Here is a 23,379-nt window from a genome sequence, read left to right on the forward strand (position 1 = left end):
GACATGCCATGGCCGAAAAACCCCTCACCATTTACCGCTCCGACTACACCCCGCCGAACTGGCTGGTCGACGAGGTCGAACTGCACTTCGATCTCGATCCGGAAACAACTGAAGTCATCAGCCGCCTGCGGCTGCGGCGCAATCCCGAGACCGAAGCCGGTCCCCTGCGGCTTGACGGTGAGGGGCTGGAGCTGCTCGGCGTGCGTCTCAACGGCCGACCGCTGGACGACGAAAACTACCTGCGGAAACCAGACGGACTGACCTTTCCCGAGCTGCCCTCACCCTGCCTGCTCGAAACCCGGGTGCGCATTAATCCTGCGGCCAACACCGCCCTCGAAGGTCTGTACGTCTCCAGCGGTAACTTCTGCACCCAGTGCGAGGCCCAGGGGTTTCGCCACATCACCTACTATCCCGACCGCCCGGACATCCTCGCCCGCTTCACCACCACCATCGTCGCCGACCAGGTCCGTTACCCGCAGCTGCTTTCCAACGGCAACCCGGTCGCCCGCCGGAAACTGCCCGACGGTCGCCACAGCGTCACCTGGGAAGACCCTTTCCCGAAGCCCTGCTACCTGTTCGCCCTGGTCGCCGGCGACCTGGTGGAGATCAGCGACAGCTTTACCACCTGCAGCGGCCGCGACATCGCCCTGCGCTTCTACGTCGAACACCATCACCGCGACAAGGTCGGCCACGCCGTCGAAGCACTGAAAAAAGCGATGCGCTGGGACGAGGAGCAATTCGGCCGCGAGTACGATCTCGACATCTACATGGTGGTGGCGGTCGATGACTTCAATATGGGAGCGATGGAGAACAAGGGGCTCAACATCTTCAACTCCAAGTACGTCCTGGCCCGCTCCGACACCGCCACCGACGCTGATTTCCAGGCGATCGAAGAGGTGATCGCCCACGAGTATTTCCACAACTGGACCGGCAACCGCATCACCTGCCGCGACTGGTTCCAGCTCTCCCTCAAGGAGGGACTGACGGTCTTCCGTGACCAGGAATTCTCCGCCGACCAGGTGCATCGCGACGCCAAACGGATCGAGGACGTGCGCCTGCTGCGCAACAGTCAGTTCCCCGAGGATGGCGGCCCCATGGCCCACCCGGTGCGCCCCGACAGCTACCAGCAGATCAACAACTTCTACACCATGACCGTCTACCACAAGGGTGCCGAACTGATCCGCATGATGCAGACCCTGCTCGGCCGCGACGGCTTCCGCAAAGGGATGGATCTCTACTTCGAACGTCATGACGGCCAGGCGGTCACCTGCGACGACTTCCGCCGGGCAATGGCCGATGCCAACGGCCGCGACCTTTCACAGTTCGAACGCTGGTACAGCCAGGCCGGTACACCGAGGCTGGACATTCGCGACAGTTTCGACGCGAAAACCGGCCGTTACCGGCTGCGGGTCCGCCAGAGCTGTCCTCCTACCCCCGGGCAACCGCAGAAAGAGTCCTTTCACCTGCCGCTGCGAATCGCCCTGCTCGACAGGGAAGGGAAAGAGATTCCACTGCGCCTGCAGGGTGAAGACACCGCCGACGGCAGTGATCGAATTCTCGAAATTCAACACCAGGAAGAGGAATTCGTCTTCTGCGACCTTGCCGACCGGCCGATGCCATCTCTGCTGCGCGGTTTCTCGGCGCCGGTGATTCTCGATTACCCGTGGAGTGATGCCGACCTCGCTTTCCTGCTGCGGTACGATCGCGACCCCTTTGGCCGCTGGGACGCCGGCCAGCAGCTCGCCTGCCGCCAGCTGCTGCAGCTTGTCGAGTTGATCCGCGAAAACCGACCGCCGGCCATCTCCCCGCTGCTGGCCTCGTCGCTGGGCGGGGTGCTGCGGGACGAAACCTGCGAGTCGGCCCTGCGCGTCCAGTTGCTGACCCTGCCGAGCGAGACCTATCTCGCTGAACAGATGCAACCGGCCGACCCGGGCGCCATCCATCGGGCCCGCCAGTTTCTGCGCCGGGAGCTGGCCGCCGAACTGCGGCAACCGCTGCTCGCCCTCTATCGGCAGCTGCACCAGACCGACGGTTACCGCTGCACCCCGGAAGATGCCGGACGCCGCGGCCTGAAAAATCTCTGTCTCGGCTACCTGCTGGAGCTGGAGGAAACAGAATTTCAGCAGCTGGCGGTGGCCCAGTACCGGCAGGCGGACAACATGACCGACCAGCTCGCCGCCCTGCAGGCACTGTGCAACAGCGACGTCGCCGAACGCGAAGAGCTGTTGAACGACTTTCACGCCCGCTGGAAAGACCAACCGCTGGTGCTCGACAAGTGGTTCACCCTGCAGGCGACCAGCCGCCGCGACGACTGCCTGGACCAGGTCATAAAACTCGCCGCCCACCCCGACTTCAACCTCAGGAATCCGAACCGTGCCCGCTCCCTGCTCGGCGCCCTGGCCCACTCCAACCCGGCCGCATTCCACCGTAACGACGGCAGCGGCTACCGCTTCATCGCCGACTATGTCCTGCGTCTCGACCGGCTCAATCCACAGATCGCGGCCCGCCTGGTCAGCTGCTTCAACCGTTGGCGGCGGATGGTTCCCGAACTGGGAGAGCAGATGCGCGCGGAACTGGAACGTATCCAGACCGACAGCAAACTCTCGCGCGATGTCAGGGAGATCGTCGGCAAGGCTCTGAATGGCTGAAAAACTCGCTATTTAGACGACAAGGGGACAGTTTTCGGGTAAACTGTGTGGAATTCCATTCAACCTGGAGCTCCTGACGCGTGACCAACGGTGACACTATCACTGCCCCGCCTTCCCCGGAGCAGCGACTGCTCGAGGCCGCCCGGGTTTTCAGCGCCTGTCGCGGACACGGCGAACTTTTTGCCGCCCTCGGCCGGTTGCTGCCCGGGTTCTGCCGCGGCCGCAGCTGGCAACTCTGGCTGCGCGATCAACTGACCGGTGACTGGCGACCGGCGGACGGCTCCGCGGCCAACCTGCAACAGGCCGCCGAACCGCTCTCCACCCTGGTCAAGGCGGTTGCCGATTCCGGTGAGCCGCGGGACGCGCCGGAAGCCCCGGCTTCCTGCAACTACTGGCTGCCGCTGCCGGGAGTCGCCGAAATCATCGGGGTTCTCGGTGTCGAATGCGGCGCTCCCGCAGATCCCGAGGTGGTGACGAGTCTGGCGTTGCTGAGCGAGCTGCTCGGCAACACCCTGGAACTGATGCTGCTGCTCGAACAGTTGCAGAAACAGAATATCACCGACGATCTGACCGGACTGTACAATGCCCGCCATTTCCGCGAGCTGGTCGACTACGAACTGGAACGCGCCCGCCGCTACGGCAATGACCTGTCACTGGTCTTTCTTGATCTGGATTTTTTCAAAAAGGTCAACGATGCCCACGGACACCTGGTCGGCAGCCGCCTGCTGACCGAGGTCGGTCATTTCATCATGCAGCACACCCGGCGGGTCAATCTCGCCTGTCGCTACGGCGGGGATGAGTTCGTACTGCTGCTCCCTTCAACAAGCAAAAGCGGCGCCCTGACCATGGCCGAAATCCTGCGCCTTGACCTGCGCAGCCAGCGCTTCGAGGCCGGCGCGCCGACACCGATCACCATCACCGCCAGTTTCGGGGTTGCCAGTTACCCCGATGACGCCCGCAGCGCCAGAGACCTGATTCACCTCGCCGATGAAGCCATGTACCGGGTCAAGGCCTCCGGTCGCGACGGCGTTGCCGGCAGCTGACCCGTACTGAACTCGTCACCGGCGGAGAGCACAAACCCGCTGATTCAGCTTCAATGATGACCGTTCGGCCGGTATTCAATGGCCAGCAGGGTCAGATCATCGGGCGGTGACTGACCACCGGAAAACTGATCCAGCACCTTCATCACCATCTCCAACTGATCATCCAGAGGGTTGTCGACACCATTTTCAAGCAGGTCGAAAAAACGCTCCTCCCCGAACAATTCACCACCGGGGTCCGGCAGCTCGGTCACCCCGTCCGAGTAGAGAAACAGGCGATCACCGGGGTTGAGCTGCAGCCGGTCCTCCTCGAAAGGAACCAGTCCCCCCATGCCGACCAGGGTGCCGCCGACATCGAGGGTTTCGACCGTTCCGTCCCGGCGGACCAGCAGTGGCGGCGGATGACCGGCGTTGCAGTAACGGACCTGTCCGCTGTTCGGATCGAGCAGCAGGTAGGCCATGGTGAAAAACTTCTCGAAACGCTCGTAGGGATATTCCCGGTCGAGTTCAGTGATCACCTCGGCCGGGGTCGAAAGCCGATAATGGGGGGGATGATCGAGGGGCTGCTTGATCAGCTGGCTGGTATGCGGCGACAGGCTCTGGTAGACCGAGACGGTCACCATCGCCGCCGATACGCCGTGACCGCTGACATCGAGCAGATAGGCCATCAGGCTGTCTTCAGCCACCTGGCGGAGATGGAACAGGTCGCCGCCGACCGTTTCGCAGGGCCGGAAGCGCCAGGCGAAACGGAAGCTGTCGCTGCGGGGCAGAAAATTGGGCAGCAGCGACTGCTGAATGATCGCCGCCGAGCGCAAGCCCTCGCGCAGTTCGATCTTTTTCGCCTCCAGACGGCCGGCGAGCAGGTCACGTTCCTCGCGCAGACGGACCAGCTCCAGTTGCAGACGCACCTGGTCAAGCACCAGATCCCGCTGTTCGGCTGACAGCAGCGGACCACTGCTCCAGGGTGCCAGTGTGCGCATCCGGTCCGGGTCCATGCCGAGTGAGGAGAAAAGCAGGCAGGGGATTTCTCCGGTGAGACACCCCTGGGCCAGGGGCTCAAGATCGGTCATCGGATCAGCCGCAAGGTCGAGATCGAGGAGCAGCAGGTCGGGAAAACGGCTGAGCGCGGTCTGAGCGGTACCCAGGTTATCGGCCGTGGTCACCGAAAATCCGGCATCCTGCAGCAGCCCCGCCAACTCTTCACCGAGGGGAGCGGCACTATGCGCGATCAGCAATTCTTCGGCCATGATCAACGGTCTCCAACAAGGTCTGCACAGCCTTCTTATCGGCGCTGCGAACAGATTTGATTAGCCCGCAGCTTTAAAATACCGAGGCCAGCCGTTCAAACGACTTGCCCAACCGGGTCGAGACCGCCAACAGCACCCCCTGCAGCAGGCGCACCGAAAGTTCCGGGGCTTCACGGGTCAGGCGCTGAAAATTCTCGCGCGATAAAAGCAGCAGATCAGCATCCTCCAGCGCCGCCACGGTCACGAACCGTTCATGGCCGCTGAGCAGACAGAGTTCGCCGACGATGCTTCCCTTGCCGTAGATGCCGACAATCACGTCCTTGCCGGGGAATTCCGTCTGTTTGCGAATTTCCAGCCGCCCGGAAACGATGAAGGCCAGGCAGTCGCACGCGTCCCCTTCCCGCCAGAGCACTTCACCGGCGGCAACTTTTCGGCATTCGAGCAATTCGGAAATGATCGGAGAGTCTTCCTGGCGTAGAAAATAGAAACTCAGCTCACCCTTGAGCCGTTCACAGAAACATTCTGAATCATGGGTCATGACAACTCCTGACAAGACGCCGAAGGATTCCGGAACCGTCCTGTTTTCAGATTATCCCAAATTCACCGACTGTTTTGCGGACCGAGGGTGGCGGGACGGGTGGAGATGCGAGGCGCCGTGCCGATTCGAGCGGAAACGTAGCCGAGCTACGTTGAGCAACGAATCGGTGAAGGCAACGAAGCAGATTCATCCGTAACGTCAGCCGAATCCCGGAATTGCCGGTGGATTTGGGTTTATTTACGCCCCTTGACAGGGGCCTTTGCGAAGATTAAGTTTTTCCTGTTTGGCCGCCCCCGGTTGATTCCGAAACCACGACAAGGGCGCGAACAAGGGAAAATCACCTTCCCGGCAATGTCCCACGGAGATCAAACTATGGAATGGTACATCGAGGCCGAGTCCCTGCGCAAGGCATTCGGCACCTTGACAGCGGTCGACGATCTCTCCTTCCAGGTCGCGCCCGGCGAGGTTCTCGGTTTTCTCGGCCCCAACGGCGCCGGAAAATCGACCACCATGAAGATGCTGACCGGCTTCCTCACTCCCGACAGCGGCAACGCCCGCATCTGCGGTATCGATGTCGGTCGGCAGCCGGTAGCCGCCAAGGCCCGGCTCGGCTATCTTCCGGAAGGAGCCCCGCTCTACCCGGAGATGACCCCCGCCGGCCTGCTCGCCTTCATTGCCGCCATCCGCGGACTGCGCGGTGACGCGAAGGACCACCGACTTGCACAGGTGGCCGAACAGGTCCAGCTCAAGGAAGTCTGGCGGCAGCCGATCGAAACCCTCTCCAAGGGATTCAAGCGCCGCGTCGGCCTGGCCCAGGCGATCCTGCATGATCCCGAGGTGCTGATCCTCGATGAACCGACCGACGGCCTCGACCCCAACCAGAAACACGAGGTGCGCCGACTGGTGCGGCAGATGGCGGAAAAAAAAGCGATCATCATCTCCACCCACATCCTCGAAGAGGTCGACGCCATCTGCAGCCGGGCGATGATCATCGATCGCGGGCGCATCGTCGCCGACGGCACCCCCGATGAACTGCGTGCCGGCTACCCGAGCCTCGAAGCGATGTTCCGCGACCTGACCGGAAAAGGCCGGGAGGATGCAGCATGAAAAACCTGTGGCCCCTCTTCAAACGTGAACTGGCCGGCTACTTCGTCACCCCGCTGGCCTATGTCTTTATCGTCATCTTCCTGGTCCTGACCGGAGTTTTCACCTTCTATCTCGGCGGTTTTTTTCAGCGCGGCCAGGCCGACCTGCAGGCCTTTTTCCTCTGGCATCCCTGGCTGTTCCTGCTGCTGGTCCCGGCCCTCGGCATGCGTCTCTGGGCCGAAGAACGCAAGACCGGCACCATCGAACTGCTGCTGACCCTGCCGGTTTCCATGACCGAAGCAGTGCTGGCCAAGTTTCTCGCCGCCTGGGCAATGATCGCCATTTCCCTGGCCCTGACCTTTCCGATCTGGATCAGTGTCAACCTGCTCGGTAATCCGGACAACGGCGTCATCATCGCCAACTACCTCGGCAGCCTGCTGATGGCCGGGGCCTACCTGGCGGTCGCCGCCTGCCTCTCGGCCACCACCCGCAACCAGGTGATCGCCTTCGTTCTCTCGACCCTGGCCTGTTTCGCCTTTCTGCTCGCCGGTTTCCCGCTGGTACTCGACTTCTTCCGCCCCTGGCTGCCGCAGGCGGCCCTCGACGCTATTGCCTCGCTCAGTTTCCTGAGCCATTTCGAAACCATCACCCGCGGGATGATCGACCTGCGTGATCTGCTCTTCTTTGTCAGCTTCATCCTCCTCTGGCTCTACCTCGGCGCCTGGGTGATCAGCCGCAAAAAAGCCTCGGGAGGATACCGAACCCGGTCCGGATCAGGCCTTTTCTCCCGTGGCGGCCTGTTGGGCGCCCTGTTGCTGTTCCTGCTGCTCAACGTCGCGGTTTCGCCGCTGCTGCGCGGTCTGCGGCTCGACCTCACCGAACAGCGACTCAATACCCTCTCCAGCGGGACCCGCCACATCCTCGCGGGAATCGACAAACCTCTCTCCCTCAAGTTCTTTCTCAGCAGGGAACAGATCAAGCAGGTTCCCGGCCTGGAAAGTTTCGCCGAACGGGTCGCCACCCTGCTCGACGAATACGCCAATCTCGCCGACGGCAGGCTGACCATCGAACAGATCGACCCCGAACCCTTCTCCGAAGCCGAGGATGAAGCGGTCCGGTTCGGCCTGCGGGGGGTGCAGATCACCGCCGGCGGCGACAGCATCTATTTCGGACTGGTCGGGGAACTTGACGGCCGCCGCAAGGTGATTCCCTTCTTTCAACCGGAACGGGAGCGGTTCCTTGAATACGACCTGAGCCAGCTGCTCTACCAGCTCGTCCATCCGAAAAAGCTGGTGGTCGGCCTGCTCTCCGGAGCCCCCATCGAAGGCGGCTTCACCCCCGGACCGAACCCGCGCATGCAGCGGCCCTGGCTGATCCTCGACCAGCTGCGCCGACAGTTCGAGATCCGCACTCTGCCGCGAACTGCTGAGCCGATCGCCGACGACGTCGATCTGCTGATGCTGGTTCACCCGGCCGGGCTCGATGCCGAAACGCTCTATGCCGTCGATCAGTACCTGTTGCGCGGCGGCAAAGCCCTGATCTTCGCTGATCCCTTGAGTGAAGCCTCCGCCGAAGGCAACCCGGCCGGCGCCATCAACAGCAACCCCGATTTCGAGCGACTGCTGGCCGCCTGGGGAATCGCAATGGAACCCGGCAAGGTGGTCGGCGACCTGCCCCAGTCACACAAGGTCAACTACCAGGGACGACTCCGCAGCATGCAGATCAATTACCTGCCCTGGCTGAATATCGGCCGGAATTCCCTGGCGGACGATGACGTGATCACCAGTCAGCTCGGCAATCTCAATCTCGCCACCGCCGGCGCCCTGCGCCCCCTCAAGGGCGCGAAAACAGTCTTTACCCCGCTGATCAAAAGCAGCGACCAGGCGATGCTGATCGACGCCGCCAAAATCGCCTTCGCGCCCAACCCGGCCAAGCTGCTGGCGGATTTCAAACCCGCCGGAAAACCCTTCGTGCTTGCCGCCCGTATCGACGGTGAAATCGTCAGCGCCTTCCCTGAAGGAAGACCGAAAGCGGCGACGGAAACGAAAGCCGCCGCAAAGGAGAAAAAACCGGTTGCCGAGCACCTGGCGAAAAGCAAAGGTCCGGTCCACCTGGTCGTCATCGCCGACTCCGACCTGCTGCAGGACCGCTTCTGGGTGCAGGCGACCAGTGTCTTCGGCGGCAGCCTGGCGATCCCCATCTCGGCCAACGCCGACCTGGCGGCCAACGCCATCGAATCCCTCGGCGGCAGCCCCGATCTGATCTCGGTGCGCAGCCGCGGCAGCTACCGGCGCCCATTCACCCTGGTTGCAGAACTGCAGCGCAAGGCCGAGATGCGCTTCCGCGCCAAGGAACAGGAACTGACCGACAAGCTGCGTGAAACCGAAAGCAAGCTCAATGAACTGCAGCGCGGACGCGACGATTCCGGCGCCACCACCCTGACCGCCGAACAGCAGCGGGAACTGGACCGCTTCCTCGCCGAAAAGGTCAAATTCCGCAAGCAGCTGCGGGCCGTGCAGTACCAGCTGCGGGCCGAGATCGACAACCTCGAAGCGATGCTTAAAGTCTTCAACATCCTCTTCGTTCCCGGCCTGATCGCCCTGATCGCGTTCGTCGCATGGGTCATCCGGCGGGCCAGGGGAAGAGAATATTAGGCTGATGAAAAACGCCCATCTGCTGCGTTGTCCACGTCCCCGCGTCAACGACGTACCTTCCGGTACGCCTTATGCCGCGGGGACGTGGACGCCTTGCATCTGGACATTTTTGCTCAGCCTGGAGAACGTGACGTTTTCAATCCCCTGCTGACAATCGCCGCTGCCAATCGACGGACTCGTCCTTGACCTGCGGCCGGCGGCGCAGTAAAGTGGGGCCGTCAATAGCTGATAAAAGGAGTCAGATATATCATGTCCGATCACGAAAACTGCGACAGCTGCGGGGTCTCCTCCTGCGGCGCCAGAGATCGCAAGCCCCAGGAGAATGATGAACAGTTCCAGGCCCGGCAGCGGCTGGAACGCAACCTCTGCCAGATCGACAACAAGATCCTGGTAATGTCCGGCAAGGGCGGGGTCGGCAAAAGCACCACCGCCCTCAACCTCGCCCTGGCCCTGGCCAAAGAGGGCAAAGCGGTCGGCCTGCTTGACGTCGACCTGCACGGCCCGAGCCTGCCGACCATGCTCGGCATGGCCGATCAGCGCCCCCACGCCACCGAAGAAGGCATCATCCCCCTCGAATTCCAGGGTCTGCGGGTGATGTCGATCGGTTTTCTGCTGGAACAGAGCGATCAGGCGATGATCATGCGCGGCCCGATGAAGCATGGCGCCATCCAGCAGTTTCTCGCCGACGTCGTCTGGGGACCGCTTGATGTCCTGGTTATCGACTGCCCGCCCGGCACCGGCGACGAACCTCTTTCCGCCGCCCAGCTGCTCGGCCGGGGAGCCGACACGGTGATCGTCACCACCCCGCAGGATGTCGCCCTGGTCGATGTCGAGAAATCGATCAGCTTCTCCCGCCAGCTCAACATCAACATCCTCGGCATTATCGAGAACATGGCCGGCTTCGTCTGCCCGCACTGCGAGGAGGTCACTGACCTGTTCGGCCGCGGCGGCGGCGAAAAACTCGCCGACAAGACACAGGTGCCCTTCCTCGGCCGCATCCCCCTCGATCCGCGCATGGTCGTCGCCGGAGATTCCGGCAAACCCTTCATCCTCGACCATCCCGACACCGAGGCGGCAAAAGCATTGCAGCACGTGGCGCAGACCGCCATCGAAAAGATGGAGAATGCGGCCTGAATCTAGTACCATGTAACCCATAATCTTTCGCATCTTGCTGGTTATTTTCCGCGTCAACTGCGTTGCGCCTCACCGCTTCATAGCTACAGCTATGCAGCGGAAAGCGCGCCTTGTCGACACGGAAAATCCCGGCGCAATATTACGAAATCCTATGAGTTACAAGGTACTAGTGTGGAAAAATGAACCGTAACGGCACCGGCCGCCCCTTCATCGGGGCGGCCGGTGCCGTTTCAGACGATGGGCACCAGACTCTCGGCAGCCCAACCACCAGACAGCCTTCCTCTGCGCCGTTGGCAACGGTCTGGTCCACTCCTGCACACCCCGCGTCAACCCCACCGCGACTCATGGCGATGATCCCCACCGGACATGCGGTGGCCTGCTGGTCACAGTCGACGGCAAAGGTCGATACAATCCCCGTAGGGAGATTGATTCTTCTAAAAACCAGCTCTGTGATACTTGAAAATCATTTTTTTTAGACTACATTAGTAATTAATTATATCAGTTGAAAATCTGAGATCGCCGTGGTGCATCACAGCAACACGGCTCAGAAAATCAAAGGATCCGAAAAACGCGGATTCAAAAAGAGAATTCCACGCCGGAGTGATGTCTGAAACCACGTCCATTTTTATCGACCAGCAAAAAATCGCTGATCGGAAGACTTCGCGTCGCCCTGCCCATTATGAAGAAGAACAGAAAAATGACGGTTGATAGCAGACATAATTTAAAGGATGCGTTAAGTCGCACAAAGAGAGTGTTGTCAACAGTTATCAAATGCCATGGTGTGCTGGTAACTTCTACGACAGAAGATGAAATATATAAACAAATATGCAGGATTATAGTTGCTGACGGCAAATACCGGCTGTCATGGATCGGGATACCAAAAGATGACGATGATAAGAACGTTGTTCCAGCTGCATATGAGGGCGTCGGGAAAGAATATATAGACTCTTTAACAATTCATTGGAAAGCCGATGAATATGGCATGGGACCAACAGACATCGCCATACGTACAAAAAAAACACAGATAAACAACAACATAAACAACGAAAAAAGCTACGAACCATGGCATGAACGCGCAATAGAACATGGATACAGGTCATCAATATCAATACCATGCACTATAGAAAATAGAGTGCTATGTACACTGAATATATATTCAGAAGAACCAAATACTTTCGATAAGCAGGAAGTCGACCTGTTGGAGGAGTTGGCAAAAGACATCGCCTATGGTGTAGAAAACATAAAAACAATCGATGAAAAAATAACTTTACAAAATGAGCTTAAAACAACACTCACCCAGCTTGTCGAAGCCATTGCTCTTACCGCGGAGAAAAGAGATCCCTACACAGGTGGGCATCAAAAGCGCGTGGCGAAACTGGCGACTGCCATCGCCGATGATTTATCCTGGAGCGATGATCGTATCGAAGGGCTCTATTTAAGCGGTCTGATTCATGACATAGGGAAAATATACGTCCCAGCTGAAATATTAAACAGGCCCGGCATGTTGACTGACGCCGAATTCTCCATAATCAAAACCCATCCTCAGATTGGCTATGAGATCGTGTCAAATGTCAGATGCCACTACCCTATTAAAGAAATAATCCTTCAGCATCATGAACGCATAGATGGTTCCGGTTACCCTCACGGCCTGAGCCATAATCAAATTATCCCCGAAGCAAAGGTCCTCGCAGTCGCGGATGTAACGGAAGCCATTTTGTCACACCGCCCCTACCGACCGGCACTGGGGGTCAACGCGGCAATAGAAGAGCTCAAGAGGGGACGTGAGTCTATCTACGACCCAGCAGCGGTCGATATATGCACGAGGCTCATGAATGGCGGCGGTTTTCAATGGGAGTAAGCGCCCCCCTATCTATTTTGTCAACGTCATATCTTTTTCTTTGACATCCCCTGCCGGCACAGAGATGGTTTTCACCTGACACGCTATTTATGTCCCCGGGATCCCAAAGGCCTCAACGTGAACCTCCAGTTGCCGTTTTCTTTTCGCCTTTGGCCTCTGGGATGCCTGCCTGCCTGCCCTCCTCGCCCTCCTTCTGTGCGGCACCGACACATCTGGCGCCGTAGCCCGCAACCACCGAGGCAACGCCGAGAGCTCCCTGTTCACCGCTGAGTACTCACCCGACAGGGCGAGGTCATCGCGATCACGAAAAACGCTCTTTCAATGGCGCAACGAAACATCTTTTTCGGCCACAACCGACCGCGATCAACCATTTGTAACCGACCGACCCGACTTTACCGAGGCCGCCACAACCGTGGGCCGGGGTGTTGCCCAGATCGAATTCGGCTACACCTATACCTACAACAGCGATAATGGCGAAAGAACCAGGTCACAGTCCTTCGGGCAACCGTTGTTGCGCTACGGTCTCCTGGCCGACTGGCTGGAATTCCGCATTGCCCTGTTCCCGACCGTGACCCGCATCACAACCGCCGGGGAATCAACCACTTCAAGGGGAACCGAAGATTTGTACATCGGTTGCAAAATTGCCCTGACCGAACAACAAGGCATGCTGCCGGAGATGGCCTTGATCCCGCAAACGAACATCCCGACCGGCAGCGGTTCCTTGAGCTCAAACGAACTGGAACCGGGTCTGAACTGGGCCTATGCGTGGGACGTCAACGATTTGATCTCGGCTGCCGGATCAACCCAGGGGAACCGCAGGATCGACGACAGCGGTGAAGCCTACCTGGAGTTTGCCCAATCCTGGACCGTCGCCTACCACCTGGCAGACAAACTCGGCGCCTACACGGAATGGTTTGCTTTTTTTCCCTCCGGAGCCGACACTGCAAGAGTTCAGCATTACGGCAACGGCGGGCTGACCTGGCTCGTCAGCGATAATATGCAATTTGACGTATTTGCAGGTATCGGACTCAACGATGCCGCTGACGACTATTTTTTCGGCAGCGGTTTTTCCATCCGCTTCGGACAGGGCATTGAATAACAACTCCCGGAAATCCGTTTCATCGAAGGTGCTGCTTTTTACAACGGGCGCCCTCGTTGCCTTTGCCGGCAACTCGATTCTCTGCCGGCTGGCCCTTGGCGGGGGTTGGATTGATGCTGCCGGTTTCACCTGTATCCGACTGATTTCCGGCACCCTCGTCCTGCTGTTGATCCTGCGATTGTCTGCACAAAAAAGGGCGTCGATATCATCCGGCAACGCGCTCTCGGCAATCACTCTTTTCGGCTACGCGGCAGCATTTTCCTTCGCCTACCTGACACTCGCAGCCGGAACCGGGGCCCTGATCCTGTTCGGTGCCGTCCAGATAACCATGATAGCCGCCGCCATCCTCTCGGGAGAACGGCTTACCGGGACAGAATACGTCGGCGTCTCACTGGCCTTCGGGGGACTTGTCTACCTGCTCTTCCCCGGTGTCACGGCCCCGTCCCTGGCGGGATCTCTGCTGATGACCGCCGCCGGGGTCTGCTGGGGGATTTATTCCCTGCGTGGCCGCGGCCGTGGGAATCCACTGGCGGAAACAACTGTCAACTTTGTCCTCTCCCTGCCGCTTGCCGTTCTTCTCATTTTCCTTTTCCCCGGCCACAGCCATCTTTCCCTCCGGGGAATTCTGCTGGCGGGCCTGTCCGGCGGTCTGGCATCGGGCATCGGCTATGCAGTCTGGTACGCGGCGATCAGGGAGATGACGACAACCACGGCCTCGGTCGTCCAGTTGGCGGTCCCGGTCCTCGCGGCCGGGGGCGGAGTCATCTTTCTCGACGAGGAGATCTCCACCCGCCTGATCATCGCCACCATCATTATTCTCGGCGGCATAAGCCTGGCCGTCTTCAATCACGGAAATCTGCCTGCAACAGGAGCGCCCCATGAATCCACTGGAAATGATGAAAAGCCGACGCAGTATCCGCCAATTCGAGGAGAGAGAGATCGCGGATGAAACCTTGAACCAGATCCTCGAAGCCGCGCGCTGGGCCCCCTCCTGGGCCAACACCCAGTGCTGGGAAGTCATCCTGGTCAAGAACCCGGGTCTCAAACTTAAGCTGCAGCAGCTGCTGACCGACAACAACCCGGCGGCCCGGGCCATGACCCGGGTCCCGGTCATCATCGCACTCTGCGGGAAACTTGAAACGTCCGGATTCTACAAGGGGAGTGCCTACACGAAATTCAAGGACTGGTTCATGTACGACCTGGGCATTGTCACCCAGAATATTTCCCTGGCCGCCCATGCTCTCGGCCTCGGGTCCGTGGTGGTCGGCGCCTTCGACCACGACAAGGCGAGAGGCATACTCAACATCCCCGACGGCTATGAGCTTGTTTCCCTCATCCCCATCGGTTATCCACACAAAATCCCCGCCCCGCCGAAGAGAAAAGAACTCGCGGACTTCACCCACCTGGACCGTTTCAGGACCGACCCATGAGACAGGTCAACGCGGAAAATTCAGGTTCTCCACCAGACCGGTCACCACCAGCACCACAATCGGCAACGGCAGCTGGCCGCGCATCTCCCAACCTTCCTCATTGCCCTTGCCGAAGGGAACGCAGACGCCGCTGCGCAATTCCCAGCCGTTGGTGATTGACCGACCGTAGGGCTTGATATTGTTGCCCTGCACCTGGTAGCCGGAGAGCAGCGAGCCCCGGCAGGGCCTGAGAATATTGCGATTCCACTCGTAGCCCCGGCTGCGGGCACCGCCGCTGGGAGTCAGGTACTGGCCGTCAAACTCCCAGCCACTGCGCAACGAACCGCCGAAGGGTTTGAGCAGCCTGCCGTTCCATTCATAACCGTCAAGCAGCGAGCCGCCAAACCGTTTGATCGTCGCCAGAGCCATCCGCTCGTCAGTCCTGCTTCAAATTGGCCTTGTAGCGTTTCAGCCACTCCTGGAACTCCTCTTCCTCGTGCTTGAGTTCAAAGGGGTTGACCAGACCGCGACGCAGGGAAATGGCGACCGCCCGGTTGCGCAGGTTGAAGGCATCACCGACCCCTTCAGACTGAAACTGCTCCTGATCGGCGCCGAGCTTGCTGTACAGGGAATTGAGACGGCTCTGCACCCCGCGCCGGGAAAGATAGCGACGCTGGGCAATGAGATTGTCGGTCAGGCCGAGCGAAATGTCCACCAGCGCCTCATACTCGATATCGGAGAGCGCGGTCTGGGCATGGCCGGTCCGGCCCTGGACCTTGCGCACCTCGGGGTCGATCCAGCACTGTTCGTCACAGAGGACAGTACGGATGGCGGTCGAGATCCGCTCGGAGGGGTTGGATTTGAGAATGTAACCGTAGACCGTCTCCGGCGGCACGATACGCAGCAGCGAACGGACATACATCTCATCCTTGTACTGGCTCCAGAAAACGATGCGCGCGTCGGGCTTGCGCTGCCAGAGGGCGCGGGCGAACTCGATGCCGTTCATCTCCGGCATCTGAATGTCGCTGATCACCAGCGGAACATCATTCAGCTCCAGTGCCAGTTCGAGCGCGTTGAGGCCGTTCTGGGCACGAAACAGTTCAATCTCTTCATCCCAGTGACCGAGCATCTGCTCGAGAAATTCATAATCCTTCGGATTGTCTTCAGCGATGAGAATCTGCATGCTCATTTTGGCTCCCCTGTTGGCCTGCCGGGCGTACCGGCAGGGTCAATTCAAAACGGGTTCCGGTTGAAAAACGTGATTTCTTCCACTCGACCCGGGCACCGATGGTCCGCGCCCGTTCGCGAATATTGTTCAGGCCGCGGCCGCCGGAGGAAACCTGGTCCGGCAGACCGATGCCGTTGTCCTCGACCACCATCACCAGCTTTCGTCCCTGACGTTCCAGGCAGAACTCGCAGCGGCTGGCCTGGGCATGCTTGACGACATTGTGCAGGGCCTCGACCGCCACCCGGTAGAGGGTCAGGCTGACCAGGCGCGGCATCTTCAGGTTATGCAGTTCGGGCTGCAGGTAACAATGGTACTTGAGCGTCCCGCCTTTGCTCTGCAGCTGTTCGATATGGGACTCAAGGGTCGGCCCCAGACCGAGGATTTCGAGTGACTGCGGATGCAGATTGTTCATCACCTCGCGCAGGTTGGACATGGTTTTCTGCAATTCTTTCTCAAGCTGCCCGGCCCGTTCCGGGTCGGGATTTTTTTCCATCTCCTGCAAGCCGCGCAACACCGACGAGAGGTCGGCAAGGGTCTGGTCATGGAGATCCATGGCAATCCGCCGCCGTTCCTCTTCGGCCCCCTCAAGCAGCTTCTCGGTACCGACCACGCGGATCAACTGTTCAGCCATGCGGTTGATCGAGAGCGCCAGGTCATCCAGTTCGTCCCGCACCAGCTCCGGCTCCTTGGGCGGCGTCAGCTGCCCGCGGGCAACCTTGCCGGCACTGTCGGAAAGCGCCTGGATGCGCCGCAGGATGCGCCGCGCCAGGGTCAGGGAAAGAAAGATACCGATCAGGATTGCCACGCCGAGAACCACGATTGAAACAAAGGTGGTACGCTCGACCAGGGCATCGATATCCTGCGTGTGGACCTCGCGCAGGCGTTCACGTTCGCTGCGGATCAGTTCCGAAAGCTTTTCCAGCTCGGGGCGGAGACTCTTCAGCGCCGCCTTGAACCGCTCTCTGTCGAAACCCTGCTCGGGATCAAGATCGGAGACCGCCTGGCGCCAGTGTTTCTCCGTCTCGTCGGACAGGGTGACAATGCTGAGAATCCTCTGCGCCGCACCGGCCAGATGGGCATGCAGCTCCTCCATCTCCTCAAGCCGTCCGACATCGACCATCGGGGTGCGCCCCAGACGGGCCACCAGGGCTTCCATCCGCTGGCTGGCGAGGTCGGCCTCGGCCATGGCGATGAAGAGAGTTCCCACCTTGCGCTGCGCCTGGCGTTTGACCGACAGGTCCCAGTAGGTGTACTGCAGGAACGCCAGCAGCAGACTCATCAGCAGCAAAACGATGGCCGGGGCGAGGATGATCTGATGTTTAAGGGCAAGACGCATGAACTACTCTCTTAACATAACGACCGATGATTGCCACTGTGCTTTGCCACAGGTGAGCCGATTCCCTGCTGATTCAGGCATCATTTTATCAAACCCCGGAGGTTTCGGGATTCATCCACCCGCCGCGGCCGCTTCCCGCCGCGCCCGCTCGGCTTCACGCCAGAGCGCCCGTGGCTGATCCTGGTATCGCGGTGAGTGATGAAAAACCAGCAATCGCCCGACCCCGGCCCGGCCGGCAGCCTCTCCGGCGAGACGCGCGGTCAGGTGGTTACGCTTCCGGGCCCGCTCGACGTCACAATGCAGAAAAGGCGCCTCGATCGCCAGCAGATCGGCCCCACGAGCCAGGCTGACCACCCGGTCCAGGTTCGCCTCCGTCGGCTGCAGGTCGGTGACATAGCAGACCTTGACCCCGGCGCGACTGCGGGCAATCTCTCCGGACAGTTCGTCGAGACGATAGTCACGCATCCCGCCATCGGCAAGTGGTGCCTGAAGCCGGGTATCCCCCGGCGCCTGCTCGCGCAGCAGGCGCTTGAAGTTCCCCAGCCAGGGGCCGGCAAGCAATCCGCAGCGCTGCAACGCGACAACGTCAATCACGACCTGCCGTCGCTGCTCAAAACGGAACCCGAGCGACAGGACCCCGCCATGATCGAACGGCAACGCGCTGACCCGGTCATCCCGTCCGCGGCAGAGCCAGCCATCCTGCTGATCGACAGGCGGCAACTCCTCCAGGACAAAGGCACGGGCGGCAGAGAACTGCGCGCAGCGCCCGAGTCTCTCGGACCACTCGGTAACCCGCAGCACAAAAGGAAAATTCTCCAACAGTTTCCAACTGTAACCGCGCAGGCGATGGTCGATCTGCGCCACCAGTCCCGGGGGACCATAGAGCTGCAGGCACAGGTCACGATAAAGAGAGAGACGCAGCAGCTGGTCGAACCCGGCCAGGTGATCGATGTGAGCGTGACTGATAAAGACCCGTCGCACCTTGAGACAGGCCCGCGGAGCAAGCGGATGGAGGTCTCCGCAATCGAACAACAACGCGTCGGGCTGATGCGGCAGACGCAGATAGAGGGCCGGGTCGCCGAAGGGACCGTTGACCAGACGAAAAAAAACGCGCCCGTCCATCTACCTCTGCCGAATCGCTTCACGACCGAGCAGCGAAGGTCCCGCAATCGGCAGGTCGACACGAAAAGTGGTTCCGACCCCCGGCATCGACTGGACATCGATATGCCCCTCGTGGGCATCCACTACCCATTTGACGATTGCCAGCCCGAGGCCGGCTCCCCCGACCGCCCGGTTGCGCGCCTCATCGACGCGGTAGAAACGTTCGAAAATATACGGCAGATGGTCGGCAGGAATACCGATGCCGGTATCACTGATACTGATCACCGCACGATCCCCATCCAGGTGCAGGCTTATTTCCACCCTCCCCGGCGCCGGTGTGTACTTGACGGCATTGGTAATCAGGTTGAGAAACAGCTGCCGCAACCGCAGCTCATCGCCCTGAACCAGCACCTCGCCATCAACCTCCAGGTTGAGCACCACGTCCAGGCTCGGATCCTCGCGCAGGGAACTGCCCCGCAGGTAAATCTCCTGCATCAGGTCGGAGAGGCTGACCGGTTTTTTCTCCAGAGGCAGACCGCCCGAATCACTCTTCGCCAGCAGCAGCAGATCCTCGATGATCCGCTCCATGCGGTTGATCTCCTCAAGGTTGGACTCGAGCATATTACGGAATTCCTCCGGGGTCTTGGCCCAGCGCAGGGCGACCTCGGTTTCCCCCTTGAGAATGGTCAGTGGAGTGCGCAGTTCGTGGGAAGCATCGCCGGAAAACTGTTTGACCCGACCGAAGGATTCTTCCAGGCGCGCCAGCATTTCGTTGAAGGTTGCGGCCAACTCGGCAATTTCACGACCGGCATTACCGACCGTGAGTCGCTCCGAGAGATTCTCGGCATTGATGCGCCGCATCGAACGGGTGATGCGCAACACCGGCGCAAGAGCACGCCCGGCCAGAAACCATCCACCCAGGGTGATCAACAACAGCAGCAGCGGACTGAAGGTGGCCAGCACCATCCGCAAACGCTCCAGGGCGCTTTCAACATCGCGGGTGTGGGCGCCGACCTGCACCACGCCAACCGTTTCCCCCCCGATCTCAAGCGGCAGGTTCAGCAGCCTCACACCGGCAAAAGGAGCCGCGGCCAGGGACTCCAGAACCGGAAGATGCTGTTTGATAACCTTGTCCCCGGCAGCGCCGAACGGCAGTCGGGCACTTTCAAGGTTGCGGGAAAAACAACGAATGTTTCCATTCAGGTCACGAATCTGGACAAATTCGCTCCAGCTGTGGCGACGCAGAAAATCATCCAGGGATTGGCAGCTGCCGACGACGGAAGAGGGCGGCACCTTGTCGCTGAGAGCATAGAAGGTGGCGACATCCTCGGCGATCAGCTTGAGACGCTGATCGAGGTGGGAATGCAGTTCCCGGCCCAGGTAGTAATGCCAGAAAAAGCCGCTGGCCGCCAGAATGACGGCCAGCGACAGGGCATACCAGAGAGTCAGTCGGGACCGCAGCGAACGGAACAAATCTTACCCCTGCTGCTTGAGCACGTACCCGATACCGCGCACCGTGTGGATCAGTTTCTGCTGGAAGTCGCGATCAACCTTTTTGCGCAGGTAATTGACATAAACGTCGATGATATTGGTGAAGGAGTCGAAGGTATAATCCCAGACATGCTCGGCAATCATAGTCCGAGTCAGTACCTGTTCCGGATTGCGCATGAAATATTCGAGCAGGGCATATTCCTTGGCGGTCAGGTCGATCTCCTTCTCACTGCGCCAGACCTTGTGGGTCACCGGATCGAGACGCAGGTCGGCAAAGGTCAGCTCGGCACCGCGGTCCTGGGAACCACGCCGCAACAGGGCCCGCACCCGGGCCAGCAACTCGGCGAAGGCAAAGGGCTTGGTCAGATAGTCATCACTGCCCGAATCGAGCCCGGAAACGATATCCTCCACCGTATCCTTGGCGGTCAGGCACAGCACGGGGGTGGTGATCTCCCTGGTCCGCAGTTCGCGAACCACCGAAAGACCGTCCATTTTCGGCAGCATCAGATCCATGAGAATCAGATCATAACGATTGCTTTGCGCCAGTGTCAGGCCCTCTTCGCCATCCCCGGCGACGTCAACACTGAAATTCTCCTCTTCCAGCCCACGCTTGATGAAACTGGCTACTTTTTTCTCATCTTCGACCACCAGGATTTTTGCGCTCATCGATTTTATTCTCCTTTGATCTGGGATACGCTCTCTATCTACGTCCATACATCGACAAAACCTACTTCATCTTCAGCTTGACCAACACTTCGTTGGCCGTCTCTTCGATCGCTTTGCCGGTCACGTCGATCACCACCCAGGGATTGCGGCGGAAATAAGCCCGTGAAAAGCGGATTTCATCCTCCACCCTGGCATAATCGGCATAGGCAAGACGCGGATCCTGCCCCAGGTGCTTCATCCGCGCGGCGCGGATCTCGACCAGACGCTGCGGGTCGATGACCAGACACGCCACCCGCCCCGGATCAATCTCCGCCAGTTCCGGCGGTGGCTCAATCCCGGGGACCAGCGGCACGTTGGCCACCTTCCAGCCACGGTGCGAAAGGTAGATCGACAACGGCGTCTTGCTGGTGCGCGACACCCCCACCAGCACGATATCAGCCTGCGGCAGGTGCCGCGTTTCCTGTCCGTCATCATGCTTGACGGTAAATTCCATCGCCTCTATTCGACGGAAATAGTCCTCATCCACACCATGCAGCAACCCCGGGGTCTCCTTCGGCGAAAGGCCGAAGAAGGCCGCCAGCTTGCGCAGCAGTGGAGTCAGCAGATCGATGGCCGGTAGTCCGAGCGCATCGCATTCGTCGCGCACCAGCCGGGCCAATTCACGATTGACCATGGTATAAACAACCAGGGCGCCCTTCTCCAGAGCGTCATCCAGAGCCTGATAGACCTGGCTCTTGGTGCGCACATTGCTGAAACGCAACAGCCGCACCTGTTTTTCCCGGAACTGGGAAAGGGCGGCGGAAGCCATCTTTTCCGCGGTTTCCCCGGTCGCGTCTGAGAGCAGGTAAACATGCTGCAACGGGGCCATAGCCACCCTCATGAAATTATCATTAGAGACAGTGTAGCATTCCTTTAATAATTCGCAAGAGGCCGCCTGTTCCAATGGCAAACCGGTTTCGACTCGCTACACCGACAAAAATATACCATCAATGTTAGCGACTCATTAAAAGACTTCGAAAAAGTACTGGCATCACCCTCATTTGTCAAGGCTCATAATGACTGAAAACCGAAAAACCGTCTCCGGCGTCACCATCAATGGATTGCCAAAGCAGTCATCCTTCTGCTAAACAGACATCATGAAACCACCATGGACCGAAATCACCCTGCAGGTTCCGGCAGCCGGCGTCGACCTGGTCAGCTATGTCCTGACGGACCAGGGAGCAGCCGGCGTCGTCACCGCGGTACACAAACTCGACACCTTCATCCCCCCCGCCCCCGACCAGCCGGATATCGGCGACCAGACCCTGCATGGATATTTTCCCGCGGTGGACAACAGCGAAGAGTTGTGCGTCCGGCTGCGGGCCGCCCTGGTCGACGTGGCACCGCTGATCCCCGGGCTCAACCCCGGAGACCTGCTCGTGCGACAGGTTGCCGAGGATGACTGGGCCGAAAACTGGAAGCAGCACTTCAAGCCCTTCCGGGTTGGTCCACTGCTGATCCGACCGACCTGGGAGCAGGAGCAGCCCGCAGCCGACGAAACATTGCTGCAGATCGACCCCGGCATGGCCTTCGGCACCGGCAGCCACGCCACCACCAGGCTCTGCCTCGAAGCCCTGGTCGCAATCTTCTCCCGGAAACCGCCCCGCAGGGTCCTTGATGTCGGCACCGGTTCCGGCATTCTCGCCATTGCCGCCGCCCTGCTCGGAGCCGGGCACGTGGTCGGCTGCGATATCGAAGAAGAGGCCTGCCGCGTCGCAAAGGCCAACGCCGTCCTCAACCGGGTCGAAGAGCGACTCGACCTGAATCTCACGCCGCTGGAAAAGATCCCCGGCCGCTTCGACCTGGTACTGGCCAACATCCTCGCCGAGGAAAATGTCCGGCTGTCCGCCCCGTTGCGCCGACACCTGGCGGATGAGGGCAGCCTGGTCCTTTCCGGTATCCTGGAGGAGAAAGTTCCCCTGGTACGGGAGGCTTTTGATCCCCTTTTCAACCGCCCGGCACAACTGCTGCTGCAGGAGGAATGGGCCTGCCTGGTGTACCGGGGCTAGAGTCGATGCGCCGCTTCTTTATCGACCCGCAGCTGCTCACCGAAGAACAGATCAGGCTGCCGGAAGAGATTCTGCGCCACCTGCGGGTTCTGCGACTACAGCCGGGGATGGAGATCGAACTGCTCGACGGCGCGGGACTGAGCTGCAGCTGCGAACTGCTCGAACTCGACCGCAGGCGAGGCCTGGCCAGAGTCAAAAAACGCCACCGGGTCAGTGAAAACACCCTGCCCCTGACCTTGCTGCAGGGTCTGCCGAAGGGGGACAAGTTCGACCTGGTGCTGCAGAAAGGGACCGAACTCGGCATCAGCCGCTTTGTCCCCACCCTCTGTGAACGCTGTCAACCGAGCGGCCGACCGCGGCTGCCACGCTGGCAGAGAATCATCCGTGAAGCCGCCCGCCAGTCCGGCCGGATGCTGCTGCCGGAGCTGGCGGAGCCCCTTCCTCTGGGCGATGCGCTGAATCGATGCCGCAGCGAACTGCGGCTGGTTCCCTGGGAGCAGGACACAACCCCGCTGCAGGCGGTCCTGCCCTCGACTGCGCCGCGGGATGCCGCCATCCTGATCGGCCCCGAGGGGGGATTGAGCGCCGCCGAGGTAGAAATGGCGCAGCAACAGGGCTTTATCCCGGTCAGTCTTGGTTCACGCATCCTGCGCACTGAAACCGCCGGATTTGCCGTGGCCGGAATTTTGCAGTATCTTTACGGGGATTTGGGAACCAACCGGGAGCGGTCGACTGGCGACAGCGACAGCTCTCTGAACAGACCCCGAAAAGGGCGGGGACTGTGATTGTTCGGACC

20 protein-coding genes are annotated in these 23,379 nt (G+C 60.1%); 11 read left to right on the forward strand and 9 right to left on the reverse strand.

Annotated features, from left to right (window positions below; translation table 11 throughout):
* The first annotated feature begins 8 nt into the window (after window positions 1-8).
* Window positions 9-2,648: an aminopeptidase N gene (gene pepN, locus B5V00_RS06345; protein WP_085009932.1), complete on the forward strand. Its 2,640-nt coding sequence runs from the start codon at window positions 9-11 to the stop codon at window positions 2,646-2,648.
* Between the two features lie 80 nt (window positions 2,649-2,728).
* Window positions 2,729-3,691 carry a GGDEF domain-containing protein gene (locus B5V00_RS06350; RefSeq protein WP_085009933.1) on the forward strand — a complete coding sequence of 321 codons (963 nt, stop codon included), beginning with the start codon at window positions 2,729-2,731 and terminating at the stop codon, window positions 3,689-3,691.
* A 50-nt stretch (window positions 3,692-3,741) separates the two neighbouring features.
* Here the strand turns inward: B5V00_RS06350 and B5V00_RS06355 are convergent, their stop codons facing one another.
* Window positions 3,742-4,935, reverse strand: a complete 1,194-nt coding sequence (locus tag B5V00_RS06355) for a PP2C family protein-serine/threonine phosphatase (protein ID WP_085009934.1) — start codon at window positions 4,933-4,935, stop codon at window positions 3,742-3,744.
* 73 nt (window positions 4,936-5,008) lie between these two features.
* On the reverse strand, window positions 5,009-5,473 hold the full coding sequence (locus B5V00_RS06360) for a Crp/Fnr family transcriptional regulator (protein WP_085009935.1): 465 nt from the start codon (window positions 5,471-5,473) through the stop codon (window positions 5,009-5,011).
* A gap of 372 nt (window positions 5,474-5,845) precedes the next feature.
* On the opposite strand from B5V00_RS06360, the gene B5V00_RS06365 reads away from it, so the two are divergent.
* From B5V00_RS06365 to B5V00_RS06395, 7 genes are all read left to right on the forward strand, one after another.
* The gene (locus tag B5V00_RS06365; RefSeq protein WP_085009936.1) at window positions 5,846-6,580 is read left to right on the forward strand and encodes an ABC transporter ATP-binding protein; all 735 of its coding nucleotides are present in this window, start codon (window positions 5,846-5,848) and stop codon (window positions 6,578-6,580) included.
* Window positions 6,577-9,213, forward strand: coding sequence for a Gldg family protein (locus B5V00_RS06370; RefSeq protein ID WP_085009937.1), 2,637 nt, complete (start codon window positions 6,577-6,579; stop codon window positions 9,211-9,213). Before B5V00_RS06365 ends, B5V00_RS06370 begins: the two co-directional genes overlap by 4 nt.
* Before the next feature lie 249 nt (window positions 9,214-9,462).
* Window positions 9,463-10,347 carry an Mrp/NBP35 family ATP-binding protein gene (locus B5V00_RS06375; protein ID WP_085009938.1) on the forward strand — a complete coding sequence of 295 codons (885 nt, stop codon included), beginning with the start codon at window positions 9,463-9,465 and terminating at the stop codon, window positions 10,345-10,347.
* 697 nt (window positions 10,348-11,044) lie between these two features.
* Window positions 11,045-12,205, forward strand: coding sequence for an HD domain-containing phosphohydrolase (locus B5V00_RS06380; RefSeq protein ID WP_172399639.1), 1,161 nt, complete (start codon window positions 11,045-11,047; stop codon window positions 12,203-12,205).
* Window positions 12,206-12,617: 412 nt separating this feature from the next.
* Entirely contained in the window at window positions 12,618-13,304 is a 687-nt protein-coding gene (locus tag B5V00_RS06385) for a transporter (protein WP_172399640.1), read from the forward strand.
* Window positions 13,297-14,253: a DMT family transporter gene (locus B5V00_RS06390; RefSeq protein WP_245803921.1), complete on the forward strand. Its 957-nt coding sequence runs from the start codon at window positions 13,297-13,299 to the stop codon at window positions 14,251-14,253. The genes B5V00_RS06385 and B5V00_RS06390 overlap by 8 nt, the downstream gene beginning before the upstream one ends.
* A complete protein-coding gene (locus B5V00_RS06395) occupies window positions 14,183-14,734 on the forward strand; it encodes a nitroreductase family protein (protein ID WP_085009942.1) in 552 nt (183 codons plus the stop codon). Before B5V00_RS06390 ends, B5V00_RS06395 begins: the two co-directional genes overlap by 71 nt.
* A gap of 6 nt (window positions 14,735-14,740) precedes the next feature.
* Here the strand turns inward: B5V00_RS06395 and B5V00_RS06400 are convergent, their stop codons facing one another.
* From B5V00_RS06400 to B5V00_RS06430, 7 genes are all read right to left on the reverse strand, one after another.
* Complete coding sequence (locus tag B5V00_RS06400) at window positions 14,741-15,142, reverse strand: hypothetical protein (protein WP_085009943.1); 402 nt, start codon at window positions 15,140-15,142, stop codon at window positions 14,741-14,743.
* Between the two features lie 7 nt (window positions 15,143-15,149).
* On the reverse strand, window positions 15,150-15,902 hold the full coding sequence (locus B5V00_RS06405) for a response regulator transcription factor (RefSeq protein ID WP_085009944.1): 753 nt from the start codon (window positions 15,900-15,902) through the stop codon (window positions 15,150-15,152).
* On the reverse strand, window positions 15,877-17,277 hold the full coding sequence (locus B5V00_RS06410; RefSeq protein WP_085009945.1) for a sensor histidine kinase: 1,401 nt from the start codon (window positions 17,275-17,277) through the stop codon (window positions 15,877-15,879). The genes B5V00_RS06405 and B5V00_RS06410 overlap by 26 nt, the downstream gene beginning before the upstream one ends.
* Window positions 17,278-17,388: 111 nt before the next feature.
* Window positions 17,389-18,399: an MBL fold metallo-hydrolase gene (locus tag B5V00_RS06415; RefSeq protein WP_085009946.1), complete on the reverse strand. Its 1,011-nt coding sequence runs from the start codon at window positions 18,397-18,399 to the stop codon at window positions 17,389-17,391.
* A complete protein-coding gene (locus tag B5V00_RS06420; protein WP_085009947.1) occupies window positions 18,400-19,851 on the reverse strand; it encodes a heavy metal sensor histidine kinase in 1,452 nt (483 codons plus the stop codon).
* A 3-nt stretch (window positions 19,852-19,854) separates the two neighbouring features.
* Complete coding sequence (locus B5V00_RS06425) at window positions 19,855-20,535, reverse strand: response regulator transcription factor (RefSeq protein ID WP_085009948.1); 681 nt, start codon at window positions 20,533-20,535, stop codon at window positions 19,855-19,857.
* Between the two features lie 61 nt (window positions 20,536-20,596).
* On the reverse strand, window positions 20,597-21,403 hold the full coding sequence (locus tag B5V00_RS06430; RefSeq protein ID WP_085009949.1) for a pyruvate, water dikinase regulatory protein: 807 nt from the start codon (window positions 21,401-21,403) through the stop codon (window positions 20,597-20,599).
* Window positions 21,404-21,671: 268 nt separating this feature from the next.
* On the opposite strand from B5V00_RS06430, the gene prmA reads away from it, so the two are divergent.
* Window positions 21,672-22,583: a 50S ribosomal protein L11 methyltransferase gene (gene prmA / locus B5V00_RS06435; protein ID WP_085009950.1), complete on the forward strand. Its 912-nt coding sequence runs from the start codon at window positions 21,672-21,674 to the stop codon at window positions 22,581-22,583.
* Complete coding sequence (locus B5V00_RS06440) at window positions 22,556-23,368, forward strand: 16S rRNA (uracil(1498)-N(3))-methyltransferase (RefSeq protein ID WP_085009951.1); 813 nt, start codon at window positions 22,556-22,558, stop codon at window positions 23,366-23,368. The genes prmA and B5V00_RS06440 overlap by 28 nt, the downstream gene beginning before the upstream one ends.
* Window positions 23,369-23,379: the final 11 nt, after the last annotated feature.

This window comes from Geothermobacter hydrogeniphilus, from assembly GCF_002093115.1.
Classification (GTDB): Bacteria; Desulfobacterota; Desulfuromonadia; order Desulfuromonadales; family Geothermobacteraceae; genus Geothermobacter_A; species Geothermobacter_A hydrogeniphilus.

Excerpts from the sequence above, each read along its gene's own strand:
- pepN (WP_085009932.1), top strand. The coding sequence starts at position 9 with ATGGCCGAAAAACCCCTCACCATTTACCGCTCCGACTACACCCCGCCG.
- B5V00_RS06355 (WP_085009934.1), bottom strand. The coding sequence starts at position 4,935 with ATGGCCGAAGAATTGCTGATCGCGCATAGTGCCGCTCCCCTCGGTGAA.
- B5V00_RS06360 (WP_085009935.1), bottom strand. The coding sequence starts at position 5,473 with ATGACCCATGATTCAGAATGTTTCTGTGAACGGCTCAAGGGTGAGCTG.
- B5V00_RS06365 (WP_085009936.1), top strand. The coding sequence starts at position 5,846 with ATGGAATGGTACATCGAGGCCGAGTCCCTGCGCAAGGCATTCGGCACC.
- B5V00_RS06370 (WP_085009937.1), top strand. The coding sequence starts at position 6,577 with ATGAAAAACCTGTGGCCCCTCTTCAAACGTGAACTGGCCGGCTACTTC.
- B5V00_RS06375 (WP_085009938.1), top strand. The coding sequence starts at position 9,463 with ATGTCCGATCACGAAAACTGCGACAGCTGCGGGGTCTCCTCCTGCGGC.
- B5V00_RS06380 (WP_172399639.1), top strand. The coding sequence starts at position 11,045 with ATGACGGTTGATAGCAGACATAATTTAAAGGATGCGTTAAGTCGCACA.
- B5V00_RS06395 (WP_085009942.1), top strand. The coding sequence starts at position 14,183 with ATGAATCCACTGGAAATGATGAAAAGCCGACGCAGTATCCGCCAATTC.
- B5V00_RS06400 (WP_085009943.1), bottom strand. The coding sequence starts at position 15,142 with ATGGCTCTGGCGACGATCAAACGGTTTGGCGGCTCGCTGCTTGACGGT.
- B5V00_RS06405 (WP_085009944.1), bottom strand. The coding sequence starts at position 15,902 with ATGAGCATGCAGATTCTCATCGCTGAAGACAATCCGAAGGATTATGAA.
- B5V00_RS06410 (WP_085009945.1), bottom strand. The coding sequence starts at position 17,277 with ATGCGTCTTGCCCTTAAACATCAGATCATCCTCGCCCCGGCCATCGTT.
- B5V00_RS06415 (WP_085009946.1), bottom strand. The coding sequence starts at position 18,399 with ATGGACGGGCGCGTTTTTTTTCGTCTGGTCAACGGTCCCTTCGGCGAC.
- B5V00_RS06425 (WP_085009948.1), bottom strand. The coding sequence starts at position 20,535 with ATGAGCGCAAAAATCCTGGTGGTCGAAGATGAGAAAAAAGTAGCCAGT.
- B5V00_RS06430 (WP_085009949.1), bottom strand. The coding sequence starts at position 21,403 with ATGGCCCCGTTGCAGCATGTTTACCTGCTCTCAGACGCGACCGGGGAA.
- prmA (WP_085009950.1), top strand. The coding sequence starts at position 21,672 with ATGAAACCACCATGGACCGAAATCACCCTGCAGGTTCCGGCAGCCGGC.
- B5V00_RS06440 (WP_085009951.1), top strand. The coding sequence starts at position 22,556 with ATGGGCCTGCCTGGTGTACCGGGGCTAGAGTCGATGCGCCGCTTCTTT.